This is a genomic window from Clostridia bacterium (assembly GCA_035561135.1).
GTDB lineage: Bacteria > Acidobacteriota > Terriglobia > Terriglobales > Acidobacteriaceae > DATMYA01.
Map to the genome: position 1 here is coordinate 39,294 of DATMYA010000072.1, position 21,575 is coordinate 60,868.

At 58.9% G+C, this 21,575-nt stretch carries 21 protein-coding genes and 1 tRNA gene; 19 read left to right on the plus strand and 3 right to left on the minus strand.

Annotated elements, in window-relative coordinates; translation table 11 throughout:
- Window positions 1–34: 34 nt before the first annotated feature.
- From VN622_15445 to VN622_15530, 18 genes are all read left to right on the plus strand, one after another.
- Entirely contained in the window at window positions 35–202 is a 168-nt protein-coding gene (locus VN622_15445) for a hypothetical protein (GenBank protein HWR37255.1), read from the plus strand.
- Window positions 202–720 (plus strand): cell division protein FtsL, encoded by a 519-nt coding sequence (locus VN622_15450; GenBank protein HWR37256.1) that lies wholly within the window; start codon window positions 202–204, stop codon window positions 718–720. The genes VN622_15445 and VN622_15450 overlap by 1 nt, the downstream gene beginning before the upstream one ends.
- A 120-nt stretch (window positions 721–840) precedes the next feature.
- Window positions 841–3,006 carry a penicillin-binding protein gene (locus VN622_15455; protein HWR37257.1) on the plus strand — a complete coding sequence of 722 codons (2,166 nt, stop codon included), beginning with the start codon at window positions 841–843 and terminating at the stop codon, window positions 3,004–3,006.
- A 112-nt stretch (window positions 3,007–3,118) separates the two neighbouring features.
- Window positions 3,119–4,636: a UDP-N-acetylmuramoyl-L-alanyl-D-glutamate--2,6-diaminopimelate ligase gene (locus tag VN622_15460; GenBank protein HWR37258.1), complete on the plus strand. Its 1,518-nt coding sequence runs from the start codon at window positions 3,119–3,121 to the stop codon at window positions 4,634–4,636.
- On the plus strand, window positions 4,633–6,024 hold the full coding sequence (gene murF / locus VN622_15465; GenBank protein HWR37259.1) for a UDP-N-acetylmuramoyl-tripeptide--D-alanyl-D-alanine ligase: 1,392 nt from the start codon (window positions 4,633–4,635) through the stop codon (window positions 6,022–6,024). The genes VN622_15460 and murF overlap by 4 nt, the downstream gene beginning before the upstream one ends.
- A 95-nt stretch (window positions 6,025–6,119) precedes the next feature.
- Complete coding sequence (gene mraY, locus VN622_15470) at window positions 6,120–7,259, plus strand: phospho-N-acetylmuramoyl-pentapeptide-transferase (GenBank protein HWR37260.1); 1,140 nt, start codon at window positions 6,120–6,122, stop codon at window positions 7,257–7,259.
- Window positions 7,260–7,308: 49 nt separating this feature from the next.
- Window positions 7,309–8,694, plus strand: a complete 1,386-nt coding sequence (murD, locus tag VN622_15475) for a UDP-N-acetylmuramoyl-L-alanine--D-glutamate ligase (protein ID HWR37261.1) — start codon at window positions 7,309–7,311, stop codon at window positions 8,692–8,694.
- Complete coding sequence (gene ftsW / locus VN622_15480; protein HWR37262.1) at window positions 8,695–9,786, plus strand: putative lipid II flippase FtsW; 1,092 nt, start codon at window positions 8,695–8,697, stop codon at window positions 9,784–9,786.
- A 1-nt stretch (window position 9,787) separates the two neighbouring features.
- The gene (gene murG / locus VN622_15485) at window positions 9,788–10,879 is read left to right on the plus strand and encodes an undecaprenyldiphospho-muramoylpentapeptide beta-N-acetylglucosaminyltransferase (protein ID HWR37263.1); all 1,092 of its coding nucleotides are present in this window, start codon (window positions 9,788–9,790) and stop codon (window positions 10,877–10,879) included.
- 57 nt (window positions 10,880–10,936) lie between these two features.
- Complete coding sequence (gene murC, locus VN622_15490) at window positions 10,937–12,358, plus strand: UDP-N-acetylmuramate--L-alanine ligase (GenBank protein ID HWR37264.1); 1,422 nt, start codon at window positions 10,937–10,939, stop codon at window positions 12,356–12,358.
- Window positions 12,359–12,443: 85 nt separating this feature from the next.
- Window positions 12,444–13,031 (plus strand): hypothetical protein, encoded by a 588-nt coding sequence (locus VN622_15495; GenBank protein ID HWR37265.1) that lies wholly within the window; start codon window positions 12,444–12,446, stop codon window positions 13,029–13,031.
- A 95-nt stretch (window positions 13,032–13,126) separates the two neighbouring features.
- Complete coding sequence (locus tag VN622_15500) at window positions 13,127–14,215, plus strand: tetratricopeptide repeat protein (protein HWR37266.1); 1,089 nt, start codon at window positions 13,127–13,129, stop codon at window positions 14,213–14,215.
- A gap of 263 nt (window positions 14,216–14,478) precedes the next feature.
- On the plus strand, window positions 14,479–14,730 hold the full coding sequence (locus VN622_15505; protein HWR37267.1) for a hypothetical protein: 252 nt from the start codon (window positions 14,479–14,481) through the stop codon (window positions 14,728–14,730).
- A gap of 104 nt (window positions 14,731–14,834) precedes the next feature.
- Window positions 14,835–15,488, plus strand: coding sequence for a hemolysin III family protein (locus tag VN622_15510; GenBank protein ID HWR37268.1), 654 nt, complete (start codon window positions 14,835–14,837; stop codon window positions 15,486–15,488).
- A 151-nt stretch (window positions 15,489–15,639) separates the two neighbouring features.
- Entirely contained in the window at window positions 15,640–15,789 is a 150-nt protein-coding gene (locus VN622_15515; protein HWR37269.1) for a hypothetical protein, read from the plus strand.
- Between the two features lie 263 nt (window positions 15,790–16,052).
- Window positions 16,053–17,033: a cytochrome c peroxidase gene (locus VN622_15520; GenBank protein HWR37270.1), complete on the plus strand. Its 981-nt coding sequence runs from the start codon at window positions 16,053–16,055 to the stop codon at window positions 17,031–17,033.
- A 269-nt stretch (window positions 17,034–17,302) separates the two neighbouring features.
- Window positions 17,303–18,487, plus strand: a complete 1,185-nt coding sequence (locus tag VN622_15525; protein ID HWR37271.1) for a VWA domain-containing protein — start codon at window positions 17,303–17,305, stop codon at window positions 18,485–18,487.
- Window positions 18,488–18,532: 45 nt separating this feature from the next.
- A complete protein-coding gene (locus VN622_15530; GenBank protein ID HWR37272.1) occupies window positions 18,533–19,891 on the plus strand; it encodes a M24 family metallopeptidase in 1,359 nt (452 codons plus the stop codon).
- A gap of 91 nt (window positions 19,892–19,982) precedes the next feature.
- On the opposite strand, the gene VN622_15535 is transcribed toward VN622_15530, so the two are convergent.
- Together VN622_15535 and VN622_15540 are read right to left on the minus strand one after the other, a co-directional pair.
- Window positions 19,983–20,059: transfer RNA gene (locus VN622_15535), tRNA-Arg, on the minus strand.
- 41 nt (window positions 20,060–20,100) lie between these two features.
- The gene (locus VN622_15540) at window positions 20,101–20,520 is read right to left on the minus strand and encodes a nuclear transport factor 2 family protein (GenBank protein ID HWR37273.1); all 420 of its coding nucleotides are present in this window, start codon (window positions 20,518–20,520) and stop codon (window positions 20,101–20,103) included.
- Window positions 20,521–20,875: 355 nt separating this feature from the next.
- On the opposite strand from VN622_15540, the gene VN622_15545 reads away from it, so the two are divergent.
- Window positions 20,876–21,163 (plus strand): hypothetical protein, encoded by a 288-nt coding sequence (locus tag VN622_15545; protein HWR37274.1) that lies wholly within the window; start codon window positions 20,876–20,878, stop codon window positions 21,161–21,163.
- A 75-nt stretch (window positions 21,164–21,238) separates the two neighbouring features.
- Here the strand turns inward: VN622_15545 and VN622_15550 are convergent, their stop codons facing one another.
- Entirely contained in the window at window positions 21,239–21,562 is a 324-nt protein-coding gene (locus tag VN622_15550; GenBank protein HWR37275.1) for a metal-sulfur cluster assembly factor, read from the minus strand.
- Window positions 21,563–21,575: the final 13 nt, after the last annotated feature.

Here is a 21,575-nt window from a genome sequence, read left to right on the forward strand (position 1 = left end):
TCGACCCCAGGGAAAAAGCAAGGTCGGAGGAATTATGTACACAGGAACGATGATTAACGATTTGATCGCCGTTGTTGCCAAGGCAGAGGCTCACGCCGAAACCATGGTGCTCATGCGGGAAGAGCTCGAGCGGGTGCCGTTCTATGCCATGGCGCCGTACGAGCGCACAGTTCGTGAAGCAGTTCTTATGGGAGTTGCGTAATGTCTGTCGGGGCCATTGCGACGCCGTCGGGTCGTGCACAGCAAAATCGATTCTGGTTCGCGAGCGTTGAAGAGCGCTTCTTCGCGGCGCCGCAGCCTGCGCGCAAGCCTGTGCTGGGTACGCCGGAAATCTTCTTCACGAAGCCAATCGATAACTCTCGGCTGGTGAAGGTTGCGGACCCGCGCCGCCGTCGCGACATGACGCTGTTCACGGTGGCGCTGAGCATATTGTTCGTGCTGGTGATGGTGTACTTGTGGCAGCACTTCAGCGCGATTGAGTACGGATACAAGATCGAAGCCCTCAAGCAGCAGCGTGATGCGATTGTCGAAACCAATCGAGCGCTGCGGCTGGAAGAGGCCTCGCTTAAGAATCCGGAGCGCATCGACGCACTTGCCCGCAATATGGGCTTGCAGTTGCCGCTAGCCGGCCAGGTTCAGCAGATGGACGCGGAGATGGAGGTGGGTGCGCCAGTGATGGCACGCGCCGCCGGTGTTTCTGTAGTTTCTTTGACGCAATAATGTTTGTTTGCCGGACTTCAACCAGAGTCCCTGGCGAGCATGGCGGTCCGTTGTTCAGGACCGCCATATCCGTCTCAGTTATCAGGCCCTGCGTATTCGCGGTCGAAGGTGTGTGAGTAGATGCCGCCCAGCGCGCACACAAATAGCGCACCACGACGCCTTTACTACTTTGCCGCATTCCTTTTGTTTTGGCTGCTCGCGATCAGCGCACGCCTGATCTTCCTGCAAGTCGTTCAATACGGCGACTTCGTTCAACGCGCGCAACGCCAGCAGCAGCGCACGGTTGAGGTAGCTCCCAAGCGCGGAATCGTTTATGACCGCAACGGACACGAGCTTGCCATGTCCGTGCAGGTGGACTCGGTCTTCGCCGTGCCGAGCGAAATCCCTGACCAGGCAAGTACCGCGTCCATCCTCGCCCGCGTTCTCGGGGCTGAGCCCAACGACCTGCTCGCGCGCATGAAAGCGCAGCGCAACTTCGCGTGGCTGGCACGCAAGATAGACGCAGAAACCAGCCAGCGCATTCGCGCACTGAACCTGCGCGGCATTTACTTCCAGAAGGAATCGAAGCGCTTTTATCCGAAGCGCGAACTGGGCGCGCAAGTGCTCGGATACGTCGGCCTTGATGATGAAGGGCTGGCTGGGGTCGAACGCGCGTTCGACGACCAGTTGCGCGGAAATCCCGGACGGATGCTCGTTTCGCTCGATGCCCGCCGCAAGTCGCTGGGACGCGTAGAGCGCGAGCCCGAACCGGGCGAGAACGTGGTCCTCACCCTCGATGAGAAAATTCAGTTCATCGTCGAGAAAGAGCTCGACCAGGCCATGCAGGAGACCAGGGCCGAGGCGGGCACGGTTGTCGTGCAGAATCCCAGGACCGGCGAAATCCTGGCGCTGGCAAATCGTCCGACATTCAATCCGAACCTCTCGCGTGGCGTGACGCCCGCAATGCTGAAGAACCACGCCGTCAGCGACGTGTACGAGCCCGGCTCCACGTTCAAGGTTGTGACCATTGCTGCGGCACTCGAGGAGAAGCTGACCAAGCCAGAAGAGGTGATCGATTGCCAGATGGGCTCGATCATCGTGAATGGGTTGCGCATCCGGGACCACAAGGCCTACGGAATGCTCACCGTCGCACAGGTGCTGGCGAACTCGTCGGGCGTGGGCACGATTAAGGTCGGCATGCGCCTCGGGAACGAACGCTTCGATCACTACATTCGTGCCTTCGGTTTTGGGTCGCAGACGGGGATCGAACTTCCGGCTGAAACACGCGGGATACACAAGCCTGTGAGCCGCTGGTCAAAGGTTTCCGTTGGTGCAATCTCCATGGGGCAGGAGATTGGTGTAACCCCGCTGCAAATCAGTTCCATGATTTCGACCATCGCCAACGATGGCGTGTGGACCGCGCCGCGTGTCGTCGCCGGTGTCACGCCCCCGAGTAACGCGTACCAGACGGTCGTCTACAAGCCGGAGCAGCAGCGCCGCGTCCTTTCGCCGCTTACAGCAGCCGAGATGAAGAAGATGATGGAAGGCGTTGTCCTGTTCGGAACGGGGCGCAGGGCACTGCTTGACGGATACACGTCGGCCGGCAAGACCGGGACGGCGCAGAAGGTCGATCCGGCAACGGGCGCTTACTCCAGGACGAAGTACGTCGCTTCCTTCGCGGGATTCGCACCAGTTAACAACCCGGCCTTGACCATTGTCGTCATCATCGATTCCGCAGTTGGAGCGCACCAGGGAGGGATAATCTCAGCGCCGGTTTTTGCGCGCATCGCGCAGCAGGTGCTGGCATACATGAACGTGCCGCACGATGCGGAAATCAAGAATGACCCGCGCCGGGCGCTTTTGCGCGCTTCCGTGAATGACGAGGATCTGGATGACAGCGCGCCGGACCACATCGGCGCTACGCTCGAAATGGGAGACTCGCAACCGGCGCAGCCGGTGGGCGGCCCGCGGGCTCCGGTGTTGGCGCAGGCCGGTTCCGCAAAACTTGTGAACGCAGCCTTCACGCCGCCTGCCACGCGCGTCCTTGCGTCCGAGACTCAGATCGTGTTGCCGACACCTTCACCGGCATCGCCTGTAACCACGACGGGCACGGTTGTCCTAGACGTGGAGGGCGGTACGGTTGTACCGCTTCTGGTTGGGAAGTCCTTGCGCTCGGCGATCGAGACAGCGCAGCGCGCAGGTATCGAGCTGAACATTATCGGCAGCGGCATCGCCCGTGAGCAGTCTCCAGCGCCGGGCAGTCGTCTTCCCGCTGGGGCTAAGGTCGCAGTGCGTTTCACGCGTTAGGTGCAGACGTAATCTCTCGTATCCGGCCTCATTTGTTTACATTTTCCACAGCGTAACTACGGCATTCCGCTGAGCTACACGTGCTGTCTGCCTCGCTATAATGTTGGTGCGCATGAATTTCCTTGAAACGCTGGACGGCGCAGAGGTCTTGTCGCAGAGCGGCAACCCCCTGGTGACCGGTATCGACTACGACTCACGGCGCGTGCAGCCCGGTTTTGTCTTCGTCGCCATGAAGGGCGAGGCAACGGACGGCAATCGCTACATCGATCAGGCGATTGCGGGCGGCGCTGTCGCCGTAGTGAGCGATTCCGCTAGTGAGAAGTCCCGCCCAGGAGTGGCGTGGGCGCAGGTTCCTCACGGTCGCAGGGCGCTGGCGCGCCTGAGCGCAAACTTCTATAAGCGGCCTGCCGAAAAACTTCGCATCACCGGCATTACCGGCACGAACGGCAAGACCACCACGACTTTCATTCTGGAGGGCATGTTACGTGCCGCCGGGCGCAAGAATGTACTGATTGGAACCGTGGAATACCACGTCGGCGATGAAGTGCTCCCGGCACCGCACACTACACCGGAATCGCTCGAACTGAACCAAATGTTTGCTCGCGCGGTGGGGAATGGAGCCACAGAGGCCGTGATGGAAGTTTCCTCGCACGCGCTCGAACAGCAGAGAGTCTTCGGCGTGCCCTTCGATGTCGCGGTGTTTTCGAATCTCACGCGCGATCATCTCGACTACCATGGCACTTTCGAAGAGTATTTCGCCTCCAAGCGCATTCTGTTTCAAGGTTGTGGCACAGAAGCGCCGCGCGTTTCCGTGCTGAACGCCGACGACGCTTACGGTGTCCAACTAGCAGATTTCAGCCGCAAACAGGGCTCGCAGGTGCTGACCTATGGTGTTGAGCAGGGCGACTTCCATACGCAGAAGCTGGATATCAGTCCCGCTGGGAACCGGTTTGAGCTGGTGACGCCCGCAGGCACATGGTCCATCTGGTCGCCGCTGATTGGACGCGTCAACGTTTACAACGTGCTCGCTGCGTCAGCCGCAGCATTCGCGCGAGGATGCACGGAGCAACAGATCGTAATCGGCATCGCCCATATGGAGCGCGTGCCCGGCCGTTTCGAACGCGTGAATGAAGGCCAGCCATTCGCTGTCGTGGTCGATTACGCTCATACGGATGATGCTCTGAAGAACCTCACCGCGCTAGCGCGTGAGTTCGTCAACCGTGGCGGGGGCCGTGGCCGCGTCATAACCGTGTTCGGATGCGGAGGCGATCGCGACCGGAGCAAGCGTCCGCTGATGGGTGAGGCCGCCGCCCGGGGCAGCGACTTCGTCGTTGTTACCTCGGACAACCCGCGCAGCGAGGATCCGTTGGCTATCATTAACGATTCCGTCCCCGGCTTGCAGCGCGTAGGCGCGCGGTATGCCCTGGAACCGGACCGCCACAAGGCAATTGCCTTGGCGCTTTCGGAGGCCAACGCAGATGACATCGTGCTCATCGCGGGCAAAGGTCACGAGCGTACGCAGACGACACGCGAGGGCGTTTTCCCGTTCGACGATTTCGAAGTGGCGAGCGAAGAAGTTAAAAAGCTCGGATACAAAAAGGCAGAGTCGGCCGGGAAGGGAATGCGATGAAGCTTTCTCTGTCCCGTATCGCCGAATTCACGCAGGCCAGTGGCGAGTTCGAGGGCCATTCCGTCGCACATGGGTATTCCATCGACTCGAGAACCGTGCAGCCGGGCGAGATTTTTTTCGCCGTTCAAGGTGAGCGTCTCGACGGACACGACTACGTGGAAGCTGCCCTGCACGCCGGCGCCCTTGCGGCCATTGTGCGCAAGGATGCCATCGCGCGTTTCCCGGACAAGACTCGCCTGCTCGCCGTGGACGACACCTTGCGTGCCCTGTCGTTGCTTGCCGCCGCCGTTCGCCGATTGTGGGGCAAGCCGCTGGTGGGCGTCACCGGATCGGCAGGCAAGACGACCACCAAGGACGCCATCGCGCACGTACTGGCATCGCGCAAGCGGGTGCTCAAATCCGTGGGCAACCTGAATAACCACTTCGGGATGCCGCTGCAGCTTCTGCGTTTGGAGCCCGAGCACGACATCGCCGTCATCGAGATAGGGATGTCGCACCCAGGCGAGATTACCGCGCTGGCTGCGCTGGCCCTGCCCGATATCGGAGTGGTGACGAATGTCGGCCCAGTCCACCTGGAATTCTTCGGTTCCGTTGCCGAGATTGCTCGCGCGAAATACGAACTTGTTGCCTCGCTCCCTTGCGGCGGAGTCGCCGTGCTCAACGCAGATGACGAGTACGTGTCACAATTTGGCCGCAACTTTCACGGACGAGTTGTCACCTACGGCATTCACAAGTTTGCCGACGTCCGTGCGCAGAATATAGAAACGCGCGGCGCACTGGGATCAGCCTTTGACGTTATCGTCGGTGGATGTTGCGAGCAGGCCACGTTGCCGCTGGTCGGCGAACATAACATCTTGAACGCATTGGCGGCTGTTTCCGTTGCGCTGCAACAGGGCATTACGCCGTCAGATGCCGTGAGCAGCCTGGCATCGCTCGCGCCGCCGGAAAAACGTGGCGAAGTGCTCCATTTGTGCGGCGCTACTGTGGTGAACGATTGCTACAATTCCAATCCTAAGGCTCTCAAAGCGATGGTCGATGCGCTGGCTTTGGCCCCCGCAAGCCGGCACATTGTGGTTGCAGGCGAAATGCTGGAGCTCGGCGCGACCGGTCCCGATCTGCATTACGAGTGTGGCGTACACATGGCCAGGCGCGGTGTGCAGGTGGTGGTGGGCGTGCGCGGGCTGGCGGAGCACATCGTCCGCGGAGCCGTGGACGCTGGGGCGCAGGCAACCTTCCTTGCCACACCTGAAGAGGCTGGCGAGTGGCTGGCGCGCGAGGTGTGCAAGGGGGACAGCGTCCTCCTGAAAGCATCGCGCGGAGTACGCCTGGAACGGGCATTGGACACGTGGAAAGCGCGAACCGGCTTCCGTGAACCGGCTTCAATGTGAAGAAGTGATCCTGAGTCAATTTGCGTAGCTGCACACGTTGCGGCGGGCCTGAAGTGGCGACAGCCCCGTCGTATGTTTTCGGAACGGAGATCGTTTTGCTTTACTGGCTTCTTTACGAACAGATATTTCGACATTTCGATATAGGACCATTCCGCATCTTCCGTTACCTCACGTTTCGGACGGCGTTTGCCAGCCTTACGGCGCTATTCATGGGCTTGATTGTCGGCCCGGCAATCGTGCGCCGTCTGCGCGAATTCCAGATCGGCCAGTACATTCGCGAGGATGGCCCCAAGGCGCACCAGAAGAAAGCGGGTACGCCCACCATGGGTGGGGTGTTGATCGCCATCGCGATCGTCGTACCAACCATTCTCTGGGCAGACTTGAGCAACAAGTTCGTCTGGATCGCTGTCTTTTCGACGCTTGCATTCGGCGGCATTGGCTTTGCCGACGACTATCTGAAGATCGTTCACCGCCGCAATCTTGGCCTTACTGCCCGCAGCAAAATGACGCTGCAGATTCTTTTCAGCGTCGTTATTGCCGTTGTGCTCATCATGTTGCAGGCGCACGGCGAATACTCGACGCATCTCATCGTTCCGTTCCTCAAGAAGTTTCGCCCGGACCTCGTGATCCCGGGCCTGCTCGACAAGCCGCATCTATGGCCAATCGCATTCTTCCCATTCATCGTTTTCGTGACGCTGGTGATTGTGGGCGCAAGTAACGCCGTGAATCTGACCGACGGCCTGGACGGGCTCGCCATCGGTTGCACTGTAATTGCGGCCGGGGCCCTCACGGTGCTCACTTACGTCAGCGGCCACGCAATCTTTGCCGATTACCTTGAACTCTCGCGAATGCCGCAGATCGGAGAACTAACGATCTTCTGCGGGGCGATGGTTGGCGCGGCCATAGGCTTCCTCTGGTACAACGCGCATCCCGCGGAAATCTTTATGGGAGATGTGGGCTCGCTCGCTCTTGGCGGCGCTATCGGCACGGTTGCCGTGCTCATTAAGCAGGAACTGTTGCTGCCTTTCATCGGCGGAGTTTTCGTTATTGAGGCACTTTCGGTGATCCTGCAAGTTGCGTCTTACAAGCTCCGCAAGAAACGCATCTTCAAGATGGCGCCGTTGCATCACCACTTCGAACTGCTGGGATGGTCGGAGTCGAAGATTATCGTGCGCTTCTGGATTGCGTCCCTGGTTTTCGCGCTGTTTGCACTTACCACCTTGAAGTTACGTTAGCCGCGCGTCGGCATGGACAATGGCGGGAATGCCCGCAGGATAGAAGGCAATGGACGTTAAAGGAAAACGCGTACTTGTGGTGGGGCTTGGGAAGTCTGGTGTCGCCTCGTCTTTGTTCCTTCAGGCGCGCGACGCTCGCGTAACCGTCTCGGACGCGAAGTCAGAGGAGCAACTGCGGCAGGAAATTCCCGCGCTGCTCGATAAAGGCATCGTCGTCGAAACTGGAAAACATGGCGAGCGCACATTTCGTGATCAGGACATGATCGTCATCAGCCCTGGCGTCCCGTTCGATGTTCCGCAGCTTGAGCAAGCGCGCCGCCTGGGCGTTCCTGTAATCGGAGAGATCGAACTGGCAGCTCGATACCTGCAGGGCCAGATCGTCGCCATCACCGGATCGAACGGCAAAACAACGACCACCACGCTGACCGGTGAAGTTATCGCCGCAGGCGGGGGCAAGGCTCTCGTCGGCGGAAACATTGGAACCCCCGCCATCACCTTCGTCGAGCAATCTTCGCCGGAAACCTGGGTTGTGCTGGAAATCTCCAGCTTCCAACTGGAGACAATCGAGACCTTCCGTCCGCACATTGCGGCCGTGCTCAACGTTACCCCCGACCATCTCGACCGCCACGGTTCCATGGAGAACTACATCACGGCGAAGGCGCGAATCTTCGAAAACCAGGGTGCAGAAGATTTTGCAGTCCTGAACGCCGATGATCCTATCTGTGTTGCGATGGCGCAGGGACTCAGGCCGCAGACGTACTGGTTCAGCCGTAAGCGCGAGGTTGAGCGCGGAGCATTTGTCCGCAATGGCGGGATCGTGTTCCGTGGCGCGGATGGCGAACACGAGATCATGCCGGCTTCGGAGATGACGTTGAAAGGCGCTCACAACCTGGAGAATGTACTCTCGGCGGTTGTCATGGGCATGATTGCCGGAATTGAGCCTGCGAAGATTCGCCGCGCCGTGAAGGACTTCAAGGCCGTCGAACATCGCCTGGAGTACGTAACGACGATCAGGGGCGTGCAGTACTTCAACGACTCAAAAGCTACGAACGTGGACGCCACGATCAAAGCGCTGGAGTCGTTTCCCGGAAACATCCACATCATCCTGGGCGGCAAAGACAAGGGTTCCGACTACGCGGTGCTCAGCGATTTGCTACGCGAGCGCGTCAAGAAGGTGTACACGATCGGCGCGGCGGCGCAGAAGATCGAGTCCCAGATTGCGGGCGTGGTGGAGATCGTAAGCGCAGCAACTCTTGAGAGCGCGGTGCGGCGAGCCGCTGAGATTGCCGAGGCCGGAGACATCGTGCTGCTCGCTCCCGCTTGCGCCAGCTTCGATCAGTTCCAGAGCTACGAGCAACGTGGTCGTGCCTTCAAAGAGACGGTGCACGCGCTGGCCGCGCGCGAAGCTGCGGGTAAGCAGGGAGGCCGCGTCTAGATGGCCAAGCGCGTCAGTGCAGACAAGTGGCTGTTCTCGGTCACACTGCTGCTCGTCTTCATCGGCTTGGTCATGGTCTTCAGCGCCTCGGCCGTGATCGCCAAGGAGCGCTTCGGTTCGCCGTACAACTTTCTCCTGCGCCAGTTCGTTTGGGCTATTGGCGGCATGATCTCCATGTTCATCCTGATGAATGTGGACTACAAGCGCTACAAGGCCCCGGCGGTCGTCTTCAGTTTTCTCGGGATCACCACGATCCTGCTGTTGGCCGTGTTTGCGCTCGACCGGTCACACAACACGCATCGCTGGCTCAAGCTCGGAGCATTTTCGTTTCAACCGTCGGAGCTTGCGAAACCGGCGCTCATCCTTTTTCTCGCTTACTTCCTGGAGACACGCACAAAGACCATCAAGGATTGGCGACATACCCTGCTGCCGGCCGTCATTCCTACCGTGATTTTTACCGCATTGATTGTCGCCGAGCCTGACCTGGGTACGGCGATCATGTGCTGGGCGATCACCGGGGCGGTGCTGTTTGCGGCAGGCATGCAATTCCGATACTACGGTTATGCCGCGCTGGCAGCGATGCTGCCGCTCTGGGTGCTGATCTTCCGCACTCCATGGCGTTACAAACGCATCCTCGCCTTCATCGATCCTTATGCCGATCCGCTGGGAACGGGCTTTCACATAATCCAGTCCCTCATCGCTGTCGGAACCGGCGGAGTGACCGGCCTGGGCCTGATGGAAGGGAAGCAGAAGCTCTTCTATCTTCCTGAACCGCAGACCGACTTCATCTTCGCCGTGATCAGTGAAGAGTTCGGGCTGATTGGCTCGGTTGCCGTCGTCCTGCTGTTTGGGATCTTCTGCTGGCGCGGCTTGCGCGCGGCGATCAATACGCGCGACAACTATGCGCGTTTCCTTGTCAGCGGCATCACGGCGATGGTGGTCATACAGGCATTCTTCAACATCAGCGTGGTTCTCGGGCTGCTACCGACTAAGGGCATACCGCTGCCGTTCATTTCCTCCGGAGGGTCATCATTGTTTGTGACATTGGCAAGCGTCGGCGTATTACTCAACATTACGCAGCAAACGGATTAATATGCGCGCGATTCTGGCAGGCGGAGGAACCGGTGGACACGTCATTCCCGCACTCGCTATTGCGAACGAGTTGCGTGAGCAATATAACGCGCAAGTGATCTTCGTGGGCACGGCTCGCGGCATGGAGACGCGCCTGGTTCCGGCTGCCGGCTATGAACTTAAGCTGGTGGAAGTCGGTGCGCTGAAGCGTGTCAGCCTGGCAACCCGGTTGAAAACCGTGACCGCCCTGCCGCGTGCCATTGCCGCCGCGTGGCGCATTATTGACGATTTCCGCCCTGATGTCGTTATCGGCGTCGGCGGTTACGCCTCAGGGCCAGCCATGCTGGCTGCCTCCTTTAAGGGCCTGCCGACTGTGGTGTTTGAGCCCAACGTGGTTCCCGGCTTCGCCAACAAGCTCGTCGCGCCAATGGCATCGGCGGCGGCCGTGCATTTCGAGGAAACTTGCCGCTGGTTCGGCCATTGTGAAGTGACGGGCGTTCCAGTTCGCCAGGAGTTCTTCCGTGTGCCTCCCCGTCCGGCGGGCACGCCTCCTACGCTGCTACTCTTCGGAGGCAGCCAGGGGGCACATGCATTGAATCGCGTTCTGGCAGATTCGCTTGCGTCGCTGAACCAACGCGTGCCCGGTATCCACATCATCCATCAAACTGGGGAACGCGATTACCTGGAGGTCCAGGCCGAGTACGTCAAGGCCGGCATCTCCGCCGAGGTCGCACCCTTTATCGACAACATGCCCTGCGCATTTGCTGCGGCTGATGTTCTGGTCTGCCGTTCCGGTGCGAGCACTGTGGCCGAGGTCGCAGCCGCTGGAAAGCCGGCAATCTTTGTGCCGCTCCCTACCGCAACCGACGATCACCAGCGCCGCAACGCCGAAACCCTGGCGCGCGGCGGGGCGGCCATGCTGATCCCCGAGAAGGAACTCACGCCCGGGCGCCTGGTCGATGTTGTAGCGGGGCTGCTTCGTGATCGCAAGTGCTTGCAGCATATGTCCGAGGCCGCACGACGCATGTCACACGCGAATGCGGCGGCGCACATTGCGCGCATTGCCGCTCGCGTAGCCGGAATTCCTGCGGACGTACAGAGCCAGCACGAATAGCAGGATGCGCTCCGCATCCCCCTTACGGACGTGCTATCTTCATTTTTCGGCACTCCCATGTTCGCGAAAATTCAACGCATACATTTCGTAGGAATCGGCGGCATCGGCATGAGCGGCATCGCCGAAGTGCTGCTCACGCTCGGCTACAAGGTTTCTGGCTCTGACCTGAAGGCGTCGCCTGCGGTCAGCCGTCTTGCTTCACTTGGGGCAATCACCTCCGAAGGGCATCGCGCAGAGAACGTGCATGGCGCGGAAGTTGTCGTGACCAGCTCTGCCATCTCCCGCGAAAATCCTGAGGTCAGGGAAGCTCGCCGGCTGCATTTGCCCGTCATCCAGCGGGCCGAGATGCTTGCCGAACTGATGCGATTAAAGTACGGAATCGCCGTCGCGGGCATGCACGGAAAGACAACCACGACCAGCATGGTTGCAGCCGTCCTTGCCTCTGGAGGACTTGATCCGACGGTCGTTGTCGGAGGACGCGTCGATGCCATGGGTTCCAACGCCCGGCTTGGCAAGTCGCACTATCTGGTCGCGGAAGCCGACGAGAGTGATCGCTCGTTCCTGAAGCTGTCACCGATCCTCTCAGTCATTACCAACATCGATCGCGAGCACATGGATTGCTATCGCGACATGGAGGACGTGGAACAAACGTTCCTCGACTTCATGGATCGCGTACCCTTCTACGGCACGGTCGTCGCCTGCAATGACAACGATGCCCTTCGTGCGATTCTGGCGCGAGCGGAACGCCGTATAGTGACCTACGGCACGCGCGAGGGCTCGGATTTCCTGGTTGAGTTGCTGGCACGCCCGGCGGGTTCCACTGGGATCAGCAACGAGTTCCGCGTCAACTTCAAGGGGCAGGATTTGGGGAAATTCATTCTGCGCATCCCCGGTCTCCACAATGTTCTGAATGCGACGGCTGCCATTGCGGTCGGCATTGGCCTTGATGTCGCCCCCGATCACATTCGCGAGGCATTGGCCAACTTCCGCGGGGTGGACCGGCGCTTTCAGTTACGGGGAAACGCTGCAGGTGTTGACGTCATTGACGACTACGGACATCATCCGACGGAGATTCGCGCGACGCTTGCGGCCGCGCGCGGTTGCGGTTATAAGCGGATTCATGTCATCTTCCAGCCTCACCGTTACAGCCGAACACAGCTTTTGATGTCGGATTTCGCCGACGCGTTCCGGAATGCCGATACCGTTTGCGTGCTTCCGATCTACGCGGCAAGCGAGCAACCAATTGAAGGCGTGAGCGCTGAAAGCCTGGCAGCGCGCATACGTTGCGGCAACGAGCATCCGGCTGACTTCGCCGATTCCTTCGCAAGTGCAGTCGAGTCCGTCGTCGAGTCTGCGCGTGCCGGGGAGATGATCCTGACGCTCGGCGCAGGCAGCGTCTCCCAGCTTGCGCCACAAATTCTGGAGAAACTTGCTGTTCCTCGCCGTACCACAGGAGCTGCGGCTCCGAACCAGAATTGATCCGGCTTAACAAAAAAATAAGGAACCAGCACTAACCATCGGCTTCTGACTCCGTCTGTATATCAGGCGAATTGAGGAGCAAGAGATGGGACGCAACACGTTGATAATCGCGGTTCTGAGTTCGGCAATAGCGATGGGCGGAGCGGCATACCACAATGCGCTTTACACCGTGACGAACAATCCCGCGGTGTTGTACATCGCTGGTCAGCTAAAGATGATTTCCGGCGACACGAACGCGGGCCTCAACCTCATCAGTCGCGCTGCGTTGGCAGGTCGAAAACCTTTGGCCGAATCCACGCCGCAAGCCCAGACGCCTGTTGCGGCCGCCTCCGCCAGCAAGTGTATGGAGTGCAGTTCCGGGCCGCCCCAAGCCAACGTGGTGCCGAGCGATTCCAACTCGATCCTCGCCGCGCGCAAGGACGCTTCCAAAACTCGCATGGCTGACGCTGTCGTCGTCGAGGTCCCAGACGTCGAGGTGCTCGCCGCGGCCGTATCGCCGACGGTAATCCGCGAGGACTTGGCGCAACTACGTGAAGTAGCTCAGGTGCAGGTTGATCTTGAGCCAGTACTCCGCGCAAACGCGGTCATGGCGCGCCTGCAAAATGCGAACTTCCCAGACCATCACATGCGCGTTTATATGCGCCATTTTCGCGGAGCAAAGATCATGCAGTAATCCATTGCGCGGCGGCCTATCCCGGCCGGAACGGTTCTCGTACAATGAACTATTCTTTGGAGCCGAATCGTCAGTGATGGAAGCCTGAATTCAGAATGACCTTAAGTACAACTTATGCCGCCCGCGCCGCTGCGCGTTTATTCGCCTGCGTTTGCCTGCTCGCCGCTATGGCGTCGGCAGCTACTACGCCCGAGCAGCTTATTGAGCATGGCCGCTGGAAGCAGGCGCGTGTCATTGTCGAGCAGAAGTACAAGTCGAATCCGCAGGACGCGCACACTCTCTACTTGCTTGCACGCATCCGGTTCGCCTTCGGCGAGACGAATGCTGCCCTTGACTTCGCAAAACGGGCCGTGGCATTGAACGGGAACAAGGCGGAATACCACCTTGCGCTTGCTGAGATACAGGGAGAAATCGCGCAAAAGGCCAACCTCTTCAGGCAGGCTATGCTGGCGCGCGGCATCAAGAAGGAACTTGAAACCGCGGCTGCGCTCGACCCGAAGAATGTCGATGCCCGCATCGGACTCATGGAGTATTACCTTCAGGCGCCCAGCATCGCCGGGGGCGACCGAACGCGGGCCCGGGCCATAGCTGAGGAGATTTTCCGTCTCGACCCGGTTGAGGGCTATATGGCTCAGGCGTCGATTGCGCGCTATGAGAAGCAAACAGACAAGCTCGAAAAACTTTACCTGAAGGCCATCGAAGCCAGTCCGAAAAGTTCTGCCGCACACCTCGCGCTGGCGCGCCTTTACGCCTCCGAGTCGCAGAAGGCCTACGACCGAGCCGAGCAGCAGTTGCGCGCCGCCCTCAAGCTTGACTCTGGCCGCGTGAACGCCTATGTCGCGATGGTTTCGCTGCTCGCGCTCCGCAACGACTGGGTCGCCTTGGATGCGACTCTCGTTGCAGCCGAGAAGAACGTCGCCGATAACCTTGAGCCCTATTTCCAAGCAGCACGCGTGCTTGCCGGTAATGACAGAGATCTGCCGCGCGCCGAGCGTTACCTGCGGAAGTATCTCTCGCAAGAGCCCGAGGGCGGCGCGCCGTCGCTTGCTTTCGCGCACTGGAAGCTAGGGCAGGTGTACCAAAAGATGGGTCGCAAGCAGGAGGCTGTCGCTGAACTGCAAACCGCATTGCGCATGAACCCCGAGCTGGACGAAGCGCGTAAGGAGCTCACCCGTCTGCGCTAAGCTCGCACACGATTTTCGCGGGTTCCCGATGCACAGTCACGCATACGGCTGGCCGGACAACAGAGAAGAGCAGTTGTGACCAATGGCTGCATTGGCATCCTCTTGGGCATGCCGGAAACCAGCGGGAATTGCGATCGTTCATCAATCCTGGCAGCGCGATTCCACGGGATCATCGTGCGTGAGACAAGCGTTTCGTTCATTTTTTCTGTACTTCTTCGTATCGCGAGTGATTTTTGACCAGCAATTCTCCTATAATAGTGAGTATGGCAAGAGGTTGGGAAAGTAAGTCCGTTGATGAACAGCAGAGTCTAGCAACCGAAACATCCGTAACCCAAGAAGAGCAGGATCGCATTCGTCACCTTGAGAACGCGACAAAGCTGCGCAGCATCCAGGCATTGAAGATGACGCGCGCGCGAGTGGTGGAGCAATTAGAGCGTTCCGCGAACGAGCGTTATAACGAACTGCTCAAGCGCGAACTGGCCCACGTTGACGCACGGCTCGCCGAATTTAAGTAGCGCGTTCCGAGTCTTCTGTTCCGTTCCAGCACGAGCTTGGCGTGTGTGTGGCGCTTACGGCGTCCTGTATACACGGTTCAAACTGTGCTAGTGTGCAGTAAGAAATGCATCCAACGCGAGAACAGGCCGTTCATTTTAGCGAAGAAATCGCCAATAGCGTCACTCATGGTATAGGGCTTCTGCTTAGCATCGCGGGCCTGGTCGTCTTGGTGGTGCTTGCCGCCTTGCGTGGCACCGCTTGGCACGTCGTTAGTTGCAGCGTGTACGGCGCAACGCTTGTGCTGCTCTATCTTAGTTCTACGCTCTATCACACCGTTCAAGGGCCTCGCGTTAAACGTGTCTTTCGCGTTTTCGATCACTCCGCAATTTACCTGCTCATCGCAGGAACCTACACGCCTTTCACCCTGATCCATCTGCGCGGTCCGCTGGGATGGTCACTGTTCGGCACCATTTGGGGGCTAACCATCCTGGGCATCGTGTTCAAAACTTTTGCCGTGGACGCCTTCGCGATACTCTCGACCGCTCTCTACATTGTCATGGGTTGGCTCGCCGTCTTGGGCATAAGGCCGTTGCTTCATGCACTCAATTGGCACGGGTTCCTCTGGCTGCTAGGCGGAGGCATGTTCTACACGATCGGCGTGATCTTCTTTGCCTCGCAGCGCCGGTACGCGCACGCCGTCTGGCATCTATTTGTGCTCGGCGGAAGCGTCTGCCACTACTTCGCAATCGTCTTCTACGTCATCCCTCCACGCGCCTGAGGTTCATCTCCTAGCGCCGCCGCAGATAGGTATGTCGTCTGCGGTCACGAGTACCGGGGTGGCCGGTCCCCTTAGTGTCACGTGTGCTAGTGACAGGCGTCACGGCTCGCAGGTAACCACGGGGACAGAATCGCTAGGTGGGGGTGTCAGTATGCCAATCCTCGTAATAGCTTTGGCCGTCGCTTTGATTTTTCTCGTCATGGGAGTGCTCGGCATCTCGGCCGTAATCTCGGAGCAGCGCCAGGAGCGTCGCGCCGACCAACAGGCCAGCAAGCCGAAGGGTATGGTAAAGAGCGCTTAAGTCTTCGTGCGTTAGCCTCCGGCGCGGCTGTTGGTTCTGAGGTAAGGCTTGTAAACCACAGCGGCGGAATGAGACCATAAGCAGAGTCGTTCATTCCTTAGCTTCAGCTATCGGCTCTGCTAAGTCATCCAATTGGCGCGTACGTCCTTATGAGTCCTCGTAAGCCCTTGTTCCTTCTGGTCTCTGCCGCCATTGTTGCGGCCCTGTTGTTTGCGTATGCGTGGCGGGAGGAACCTCGGCACGCAGTCCCTCGCGGAACGCCTGTGGCTATTGTCGCGCCGCTGGGCTTGCCTCCTGTCCCGATCCCGGCCGACAATCCGCCGACAGTCGAAACTATTGCTCTCGGGCGTCGCCTGTACTACGACACATCTCTCTCGATCGATAACACCGTTTCCTGTGCCACGTGCCACGATCCGGAGCGCGGCTTCGGCGATCCCAAGCCTGTCTCCACGGGCGTAAACGGCAAGACCGGGGTGCGCAACTCGCCCACGGTATTCAACTCGGCTTACTACACGACGCAGTTCTGGGATGGACGCGCTGCCTCACTCGAGAAGCAGGCGGAAGGTCCGGTTGAGAATCCTGTCGAGATGGCTCACACGCTGAAGGGAGTTGAGCGCCGCCTCTCCGCCGATCCCGAATATCGTGCGGAGTTCGAGAAAGCCTTTGGTTCCGGCCCTATCACGTTCGAGATGGTTGGAAAAGCTATCGCCTCATTTGAGCGCACGGTTGTGAGCGGCGACTCTCCTTTCGATCGCTGGTACTACGGACACGATGAGCGCGCGGTCAGCGATTCCGTGAAGCGTGGGTTCGCGCTTTTCCGCGACACGAAGAAAGGGAACTGTGCTAACTGCCACACGGTCGAGGACAAGCACGCTCTCTTTACGGACAACAAGTTTCACAACATCGGCGTTGGTGTGGATGGCGAGCGCCTTACCGATCAGGGGCGTTTCCAGATCACGAACCAGGACGCGGACCGCGGCGCATTCAAAACGCCGTCGTTGCGTAACATCGCGCTTACTGCTCCTTACATGCACGATGGAAGTCACCAGACGCTGAAAAGCGTTCTCGACTTCTACATAGGTGGCACAAACTCCAATCCGCATCTCGACAAGCAAATTCACCCGCTCGGCTTCCTGACGGGACAAGAGCGCGCCGATCTGCTGGCCTTCATGGAGGCTCTCACCGGAACCCTTCCGCCCAATGTGGGGCCTCCGCCCAAGCCGCAACAGACGGTGAAGAAGTAGCGAATTTGCTTGAGAGTTGATGAGTAAATTGCGCTCCGCTGAGGTTGATCTGCTCCGGCAGTTCCAGCGGCGATCTGGCTGATGCTTTGGCGGCGTGAAAAGCTAGACGCAGGGTAGCTGGCCAGAATTGAAACCTGCGGGCGCCTGCACGCGTGGTCACAAAATCGTGTGTACCCGGCTATCCTGGCCCGTGCGGCAACCCCCACCAACTCTCTCCCGCCGCGCAGAATCTAACTTGCCGAAGCTTCATCCCACCCGAAGGCGTTTGTATGTCGTTGTCCCAGTCGCGCAAGCTGTTCGTCGCGGTACTGTTTGCGGCTCTGTATTCCAACGCAGCCGTCGCGCAGGACACGGCCGACGCGCCAGCAGAAGAGCCTGCGGCACGCGCTTCCGCTCACGAAGCAGCCTCCGTCGCCATCGTGGTCGATACGTCTCGAACGGCGCGCAAGCGAGCCGGCGAACTTAGGAAAAGTGTCGCAGCCCTCATAACCAATCTCACAGCCGAAGACGAGTTCTGCGTTTATTCAACCAGCGACAAGCCCGTCCTGGTACAGGATTTCACGGGAGACGCTTCCGTCGTGCTAAACGCTTCCAAGCGGCTACGGCGCGACGGTCGATTTGCACTGTTCGATACCATCGCGGTCGCGGCAGATCATCTGCGCAATGACGCGGCGAACGAAAACATCGCAATTGTGGTATTCGTGGCCGGAATGGATTCGGCGAGTAAGATCTCCCCAGCTACGCTCGAACCCAGTTCGCGGGCAAAGCAACCGGTGGCGCTCTACTTCGTCGCCACCCCCGGTAGCGATGTGGCGTTGCAGGAGACCTTGCAGCAGCTTGCATTCCGCACTCGCGGTGCCGCTTACTTCCCGCCAACAGCTAAGCAGATGATCGAGGCGTCAAACGCCGTGGGAAGGCAGTTGCGGCCTGGCGATCCTGTCGATGCCAGCAGTGGCGCAACTTCGCGTCGTGGGGCCAAGTCGAAAAAGCCCATTGCTACATACAAGCTGTTGGTCGTGCGCAGCATCCCTGTGGTAAATAGCAACGAGACCACAGAGTTCCCGGGCGGCGACAATCTGCTTCTGCATCGCGTGCTCGTCTCTCGCTTGCAAAAGGCGAAACTCTTTTCCGAAGTCATTGATGCCGGCAGCACAAACGCGCAAACTGTTCCTGCAACCGGTAGCGAACCTGGTGAGAAGCTTGAGCTTCTTGCCACTATCGTGGGATACAGGCGCGGCAATCGCCTCCGGCGCCAGTTTACGTTTGGAGGGGCCGCGCGGATCAAGGTTCAGGTTATATTGCGCGATGCCGCCACAGCCGAGCCGGTTCTGGCCTTCACCGAAGAGGGCTCAGCCTCTGCCGGACTCTTTGGCGGCAGCAACGAGCAGATGCAGACGCGCGCCATCATGACTGTCGTTAACAAGATCATCTCGAGGCTTCGCGAATCGAGGTAGCAGCTTTTGCGAGTCAACAGTCCTGTACCAATTCGACATGTGCGAATGAGTTTCCGGCGCCAGTTCGCCATCGTGACGCTTTTTTGCTTTTTCGCCGCGTCGCTCGGGAGCGACGCCGCCGAACGCCAGCCGTCGAAGTTGTTGCCGCTTTCACAGCAGATCGCTATGCGGGAAAGCTGGTTGCCCAAGCGTTACGAAATGCTCTTACAGATGATGCGTACCCGTGGGATCGACATGTTCATTGTTTTGAATGAAGAGTTTCACAACGATCCGCTTACGGAATTCATTGCGCCGCCGCGTCCCTACGTAGGCAATCGGGATATTTTTGCATTTCTCGACACAGGGAAAGAGGGATTGAAGAAGGTCGCGGTCGTGCGCTTTGGGGATGAGAATCTGCGGCCCTTCTTCGAAATTTCCGAAGAAGACAAACCGGCTGAACGGGTCCTGGCGGAACTCTATGCAAAGTACCGGCCGAAGAGGATTGCTTTGAGCATCGGTGGCAAACGGGGTGTCACACGAAGCCTCACTCACGACAGTTACCAGTTCCTATCGGCGGCGATGGGTTCGGAGGCGACGTCACGATTCGTCAGTGCTGAGGACCTGATCGAGGAGTATCTCGACACTCGCATTCCAGAAGAAATGGCGCCATACAACGACGTCCTTTATTTGACCGATCTGCTGACCCGCCGCGCGCTCTCGAATGAAGTCATCGTGCCTGGCAAGACTACGGTCGGCGACATTCGCCGATGGCTCTACGACCAGCTGTGGGCTCACGGAGTGACCACCTGGTTCCAGCCGGACATTCGCGTGCAGCGAAAGGACGTGCCGAACGAGACCTCGCACGGCTTCCTCGCCGTAGCGAAAGAGGCAACGGTCATCCAGCCCGGCGACGTCCTTCACGTCGACTTTGGCATCACCTACATGGGGTTGAACACTGATTGGCAGAAGATGGCCTATGTGTTGCGGAAAGGCGAACGCCGAGCGCCTGCCGGCCTGGAGCGCGCCCTGCATAACACCAACATGCTGCAAGATGTGCTCATGCTCCGCGCTTCGCGCCCGGGCCGTCCGGCAGGTGAGGTTTACAACGTTACGATGGAAGAGATGAAGCAGAAGGGAATCGAGGCCAAGATATATAGCCATCCCCTCGGCAATCAGGGCCACGGATTGGGCGCAAGCATCGACTTCCGCGCCTCGCAGACAAAGGATTCCTCGGCCGATGCCAAGCGTCTGCGCAAAGGTTCATACATCTCGATCGAGTTGAATACGCAGACTGCTGTGCCGGAATGGGGTGGCCAGAAGGTTTACATGATGGAAGAGGATCCCGCATACCTGACCGACAGCGGTTGGAAGTTCTTCTGCCCGAGGCAGGAGAGGCTGTATCTGGTGAACTGGAAGCAGCAATGAATCAGGATGAACGTTGATGTGATGGGATTTACCGAGCGCTGGTCGCAATAACGCGGGAGGTCTCCAGACACGATAAACGGAAAAGAATAAATGGTGCGCCCGGAGAGATTCGAACTCCCGACCTATTGCTCCGGAGGCAATCGCTCTATCCAGCTGAGCTACGGGCGCGCGAGAACATTATAACCTGATGCACAGCCGAGCGGCGCGTCTCAAGCCGTATATGGTAGTGAGAAATGCTCATGGAAGATGCGGATTGAGCCGTCGTGGTCCACGGCAAAGACCTGTGTCGCGCGGCCATGCAAGATGTGTTCGTCGGAACTCTTTGCGGTCGCAGTCGCTATCCTGGAAGCGTGGAACTGAAACGTATAACTCGCCACTGCCGCCGTATCGCCCAACATGACAATGTCTATAAGGCCCACTTGCGAGCGAAGTTGGGAATTTGCGGTGAAGTACTCACGCTTGCGTCGCGTCGCCGCAAGGCGTCCCGGCTCAGGCCGGGTTGCCGTGGAGCCGAAAACGCTTGACTCGTGCGCGTAGAACTCCTCCAGCGCCTCGGCAGATTTACTTGTGAATGCGTTCCAGAATTTCTCGATTTCGGCTCGTACCGTCTCGGGGGTCAACGTTGTCATGGGTTGCAGGCGACACTTCATAGCAACTTCTACTTCGCCCTACAGCTTACCACTCAGAATGTAATTTGTTTATTTCCGGCCATTTCCCGGAGTCGCGCATCCTGCACTCCGGCCTCGAGTACCGGTCAAACAACCGACTTCGGTGGTATCTTTGACTGACTTGGCGACTGGAGTTGGCCGTGGATTGTCTTGGCGTTGCAAAGGGTACGCGGCACACTTGTAGAGTGCAATGCCCAAGGCGGGTCTTTTCCTCTGCCGGGTGCAACGGCTCAGCTGCTGAGTTGCTCTAAGTATCGTTGACGTTGCACGCATGCCCATTGCGGCTGCTACCCGCTCACGTGACCGGAGGACGAATATGCAGAATTGGAAGAAAGCGCTGGTGTTTGGATCGCTTGGAGCCGGCGCAGTGCTGTTCATGACCGGACGCCGCCCAGTTGGCGTAGCGATGGCCGCGGGCGGACTCGCCTTGCTCGCCTCGGAATATCCAGAGAAGTTCGAAGACGTCTGGGAGAACGCGCCCGAGTACGTCAATCGCGCTACCCAGATCTTTGCCGTGCTATCCAAACTCAGCGAACGTTTTGCCGAAGAAGCGGAACGCCGCAGCATGGCCGCCTACAACGAGATGCGTCAGGAATACAGCTAAAATCCGCGACTATGCAGGTCTATACAGAAAAGCCCCGCTCGATTCCAGCGGGGCCTTTGATTTTGTATTCTTTGGCTATTCGATTCCCAACTGCTTTTTCGCGGCGTCGCTCAATCTCTCCGGAGTCCATGGCGGGCTCCACACAACATTTACATTTGCGTCCTTGATGCCTGGCAGTGAGAGCAATCTGTGCCGCACCTGCTCGCTGATCATGGTGTGCGCGGGGCACCCGGGCGCGGTGAGCGTCATATCCACTTCTACGTCCTGTCCGTCGCTGCCCGGCAGAGCCGTTGGTTTCAGGCGAACATCATAGATCAGTCCGAGGTCTACAAGATTGACCGGGATCTCTGGATCGTAGCAATCTTTCAGCGCTGTCATTACCTCTTCGTTCGTAACCATCTCACCCCCTGCG

Coding starts and splice junctions, on each gene's coding strand:
- VN622_15445 (HWR37255.1), top strand. CDS start 35: ATGTACACAGGAACGATGATTAACGATTTGATCGCCGTTGTTGCCAAG.
- VN622_15450 (HWR37256.1), top strand. CDS start 202: ATGTCTGTCGGGGCCATTGCGACGCCGTCGGGTCGTGCACAGCAAAAT.
- VN622_15455 (HWR37257.1), top strand. CDS start 841: ATGCCGCCCAGCGCGCACACAAATAGCGCACCACGACGCCTTTACTAC.
- VN622_15460 (HWR37258.1), top strand. CDS start 3,119: ATGAATTTCCTTGAAACGCTGGACGGCGCAGAGGTCTTGTCGCAGAGC.
- murF (HWR37259.1), top strand. CDS start 4,633: ATGAAGCTTTCTCTGTCCCGTATCGCCGAATTCACGCAGGCCAGTGGC.
- murD (HWR37261.1), top strand. CDS start 7,309: ATGGACGTTAAAGGAAAACGCGTACTTGTGGTGGGGCTTGGGAAGTCT.
- ftsW (HWR37262.1), top strand. CDS start 8,695: ATGGCCAAGCGCGTCAGTGCAGACAAGTGGCTGTTCTCGGTCACACTG.
- murG (HWR37263.1), top strand. CDS start 9,788: ATGCGCGCGATTCTGGCAGGCGGAGGAACCGGTGGACACGTCATTCCC.
- murC (HWR37264.1), top strand. CDS start 10,937: ATGTTCGCGAAAATTCAACGCATACATTTCGTAGGAATCGGCGGCATC.
- VN622_15495 (HWR37265.1), top strand. CDS start 12,444: ATGGGACGCAACACGTTGATAATCGCGGTTCTGAGTTCGGCAATAGCG.
- VN622_15500 (HWR37266.1), top strand. CDS start 13,127: ATGACCTTAAGTACAACTTATGCCGCCCGCGCCGCTGCGCGTTTATTC.
- VN622_15505 (HWR37267.1), top strand. CDS start 14,479: ATGGCAAGAGGTTGGGAAAGTAAGTCCGTTGATGAACAGCAGAGTCTA.
- VN622_15510 (HWR37268.1), top strand. CDS start 14,835: ATGCATCCAACGCGAGAACAGGCCGTTCATTTTAGCGAAGAAATCGCC.
- VN622_15515 (HWR37269.1), top strand. CDS start 15,640: ATGCCAATCCTCGTAATAGCTTTGGCCGTCGCTTTGATTTTTCTCGTC.
- VN622_15525 (HWR37271.1), top strand. CDS start 17,303: ATGTCGTTGTCCCAGTCGCGCAAGCTGTTCGTCGCGGTACTGTTTGCG.
- VN622_15530 (HWR37272.1), top strand. CDS start 18,533: ATGAGTTTCCGGCGCCAGTTCGCCATCGTGACGCTTTTTTGCTTTTTC.
- VN622_15540 (HWR37273.1), bottom strand. CDS start 20,520: ATGACAACGTTGACCCCCGAGACGGTACGAGCCGAAATCGAGAAATTC.
- VN622_15545 (HWR37274.1), top strand. CDS start 20,876: ATGCAGAATTGGAAGAAAGCGCTGGTGTTTGGATCGCTTGGAGCCGGC.
- VN622_15550 (HWR37275.1), bottom strand. CDS start 21,562: ATGGTTACGAACGAAGAGGTAATGACAGCGCTGAAAGATTGCTACGAT.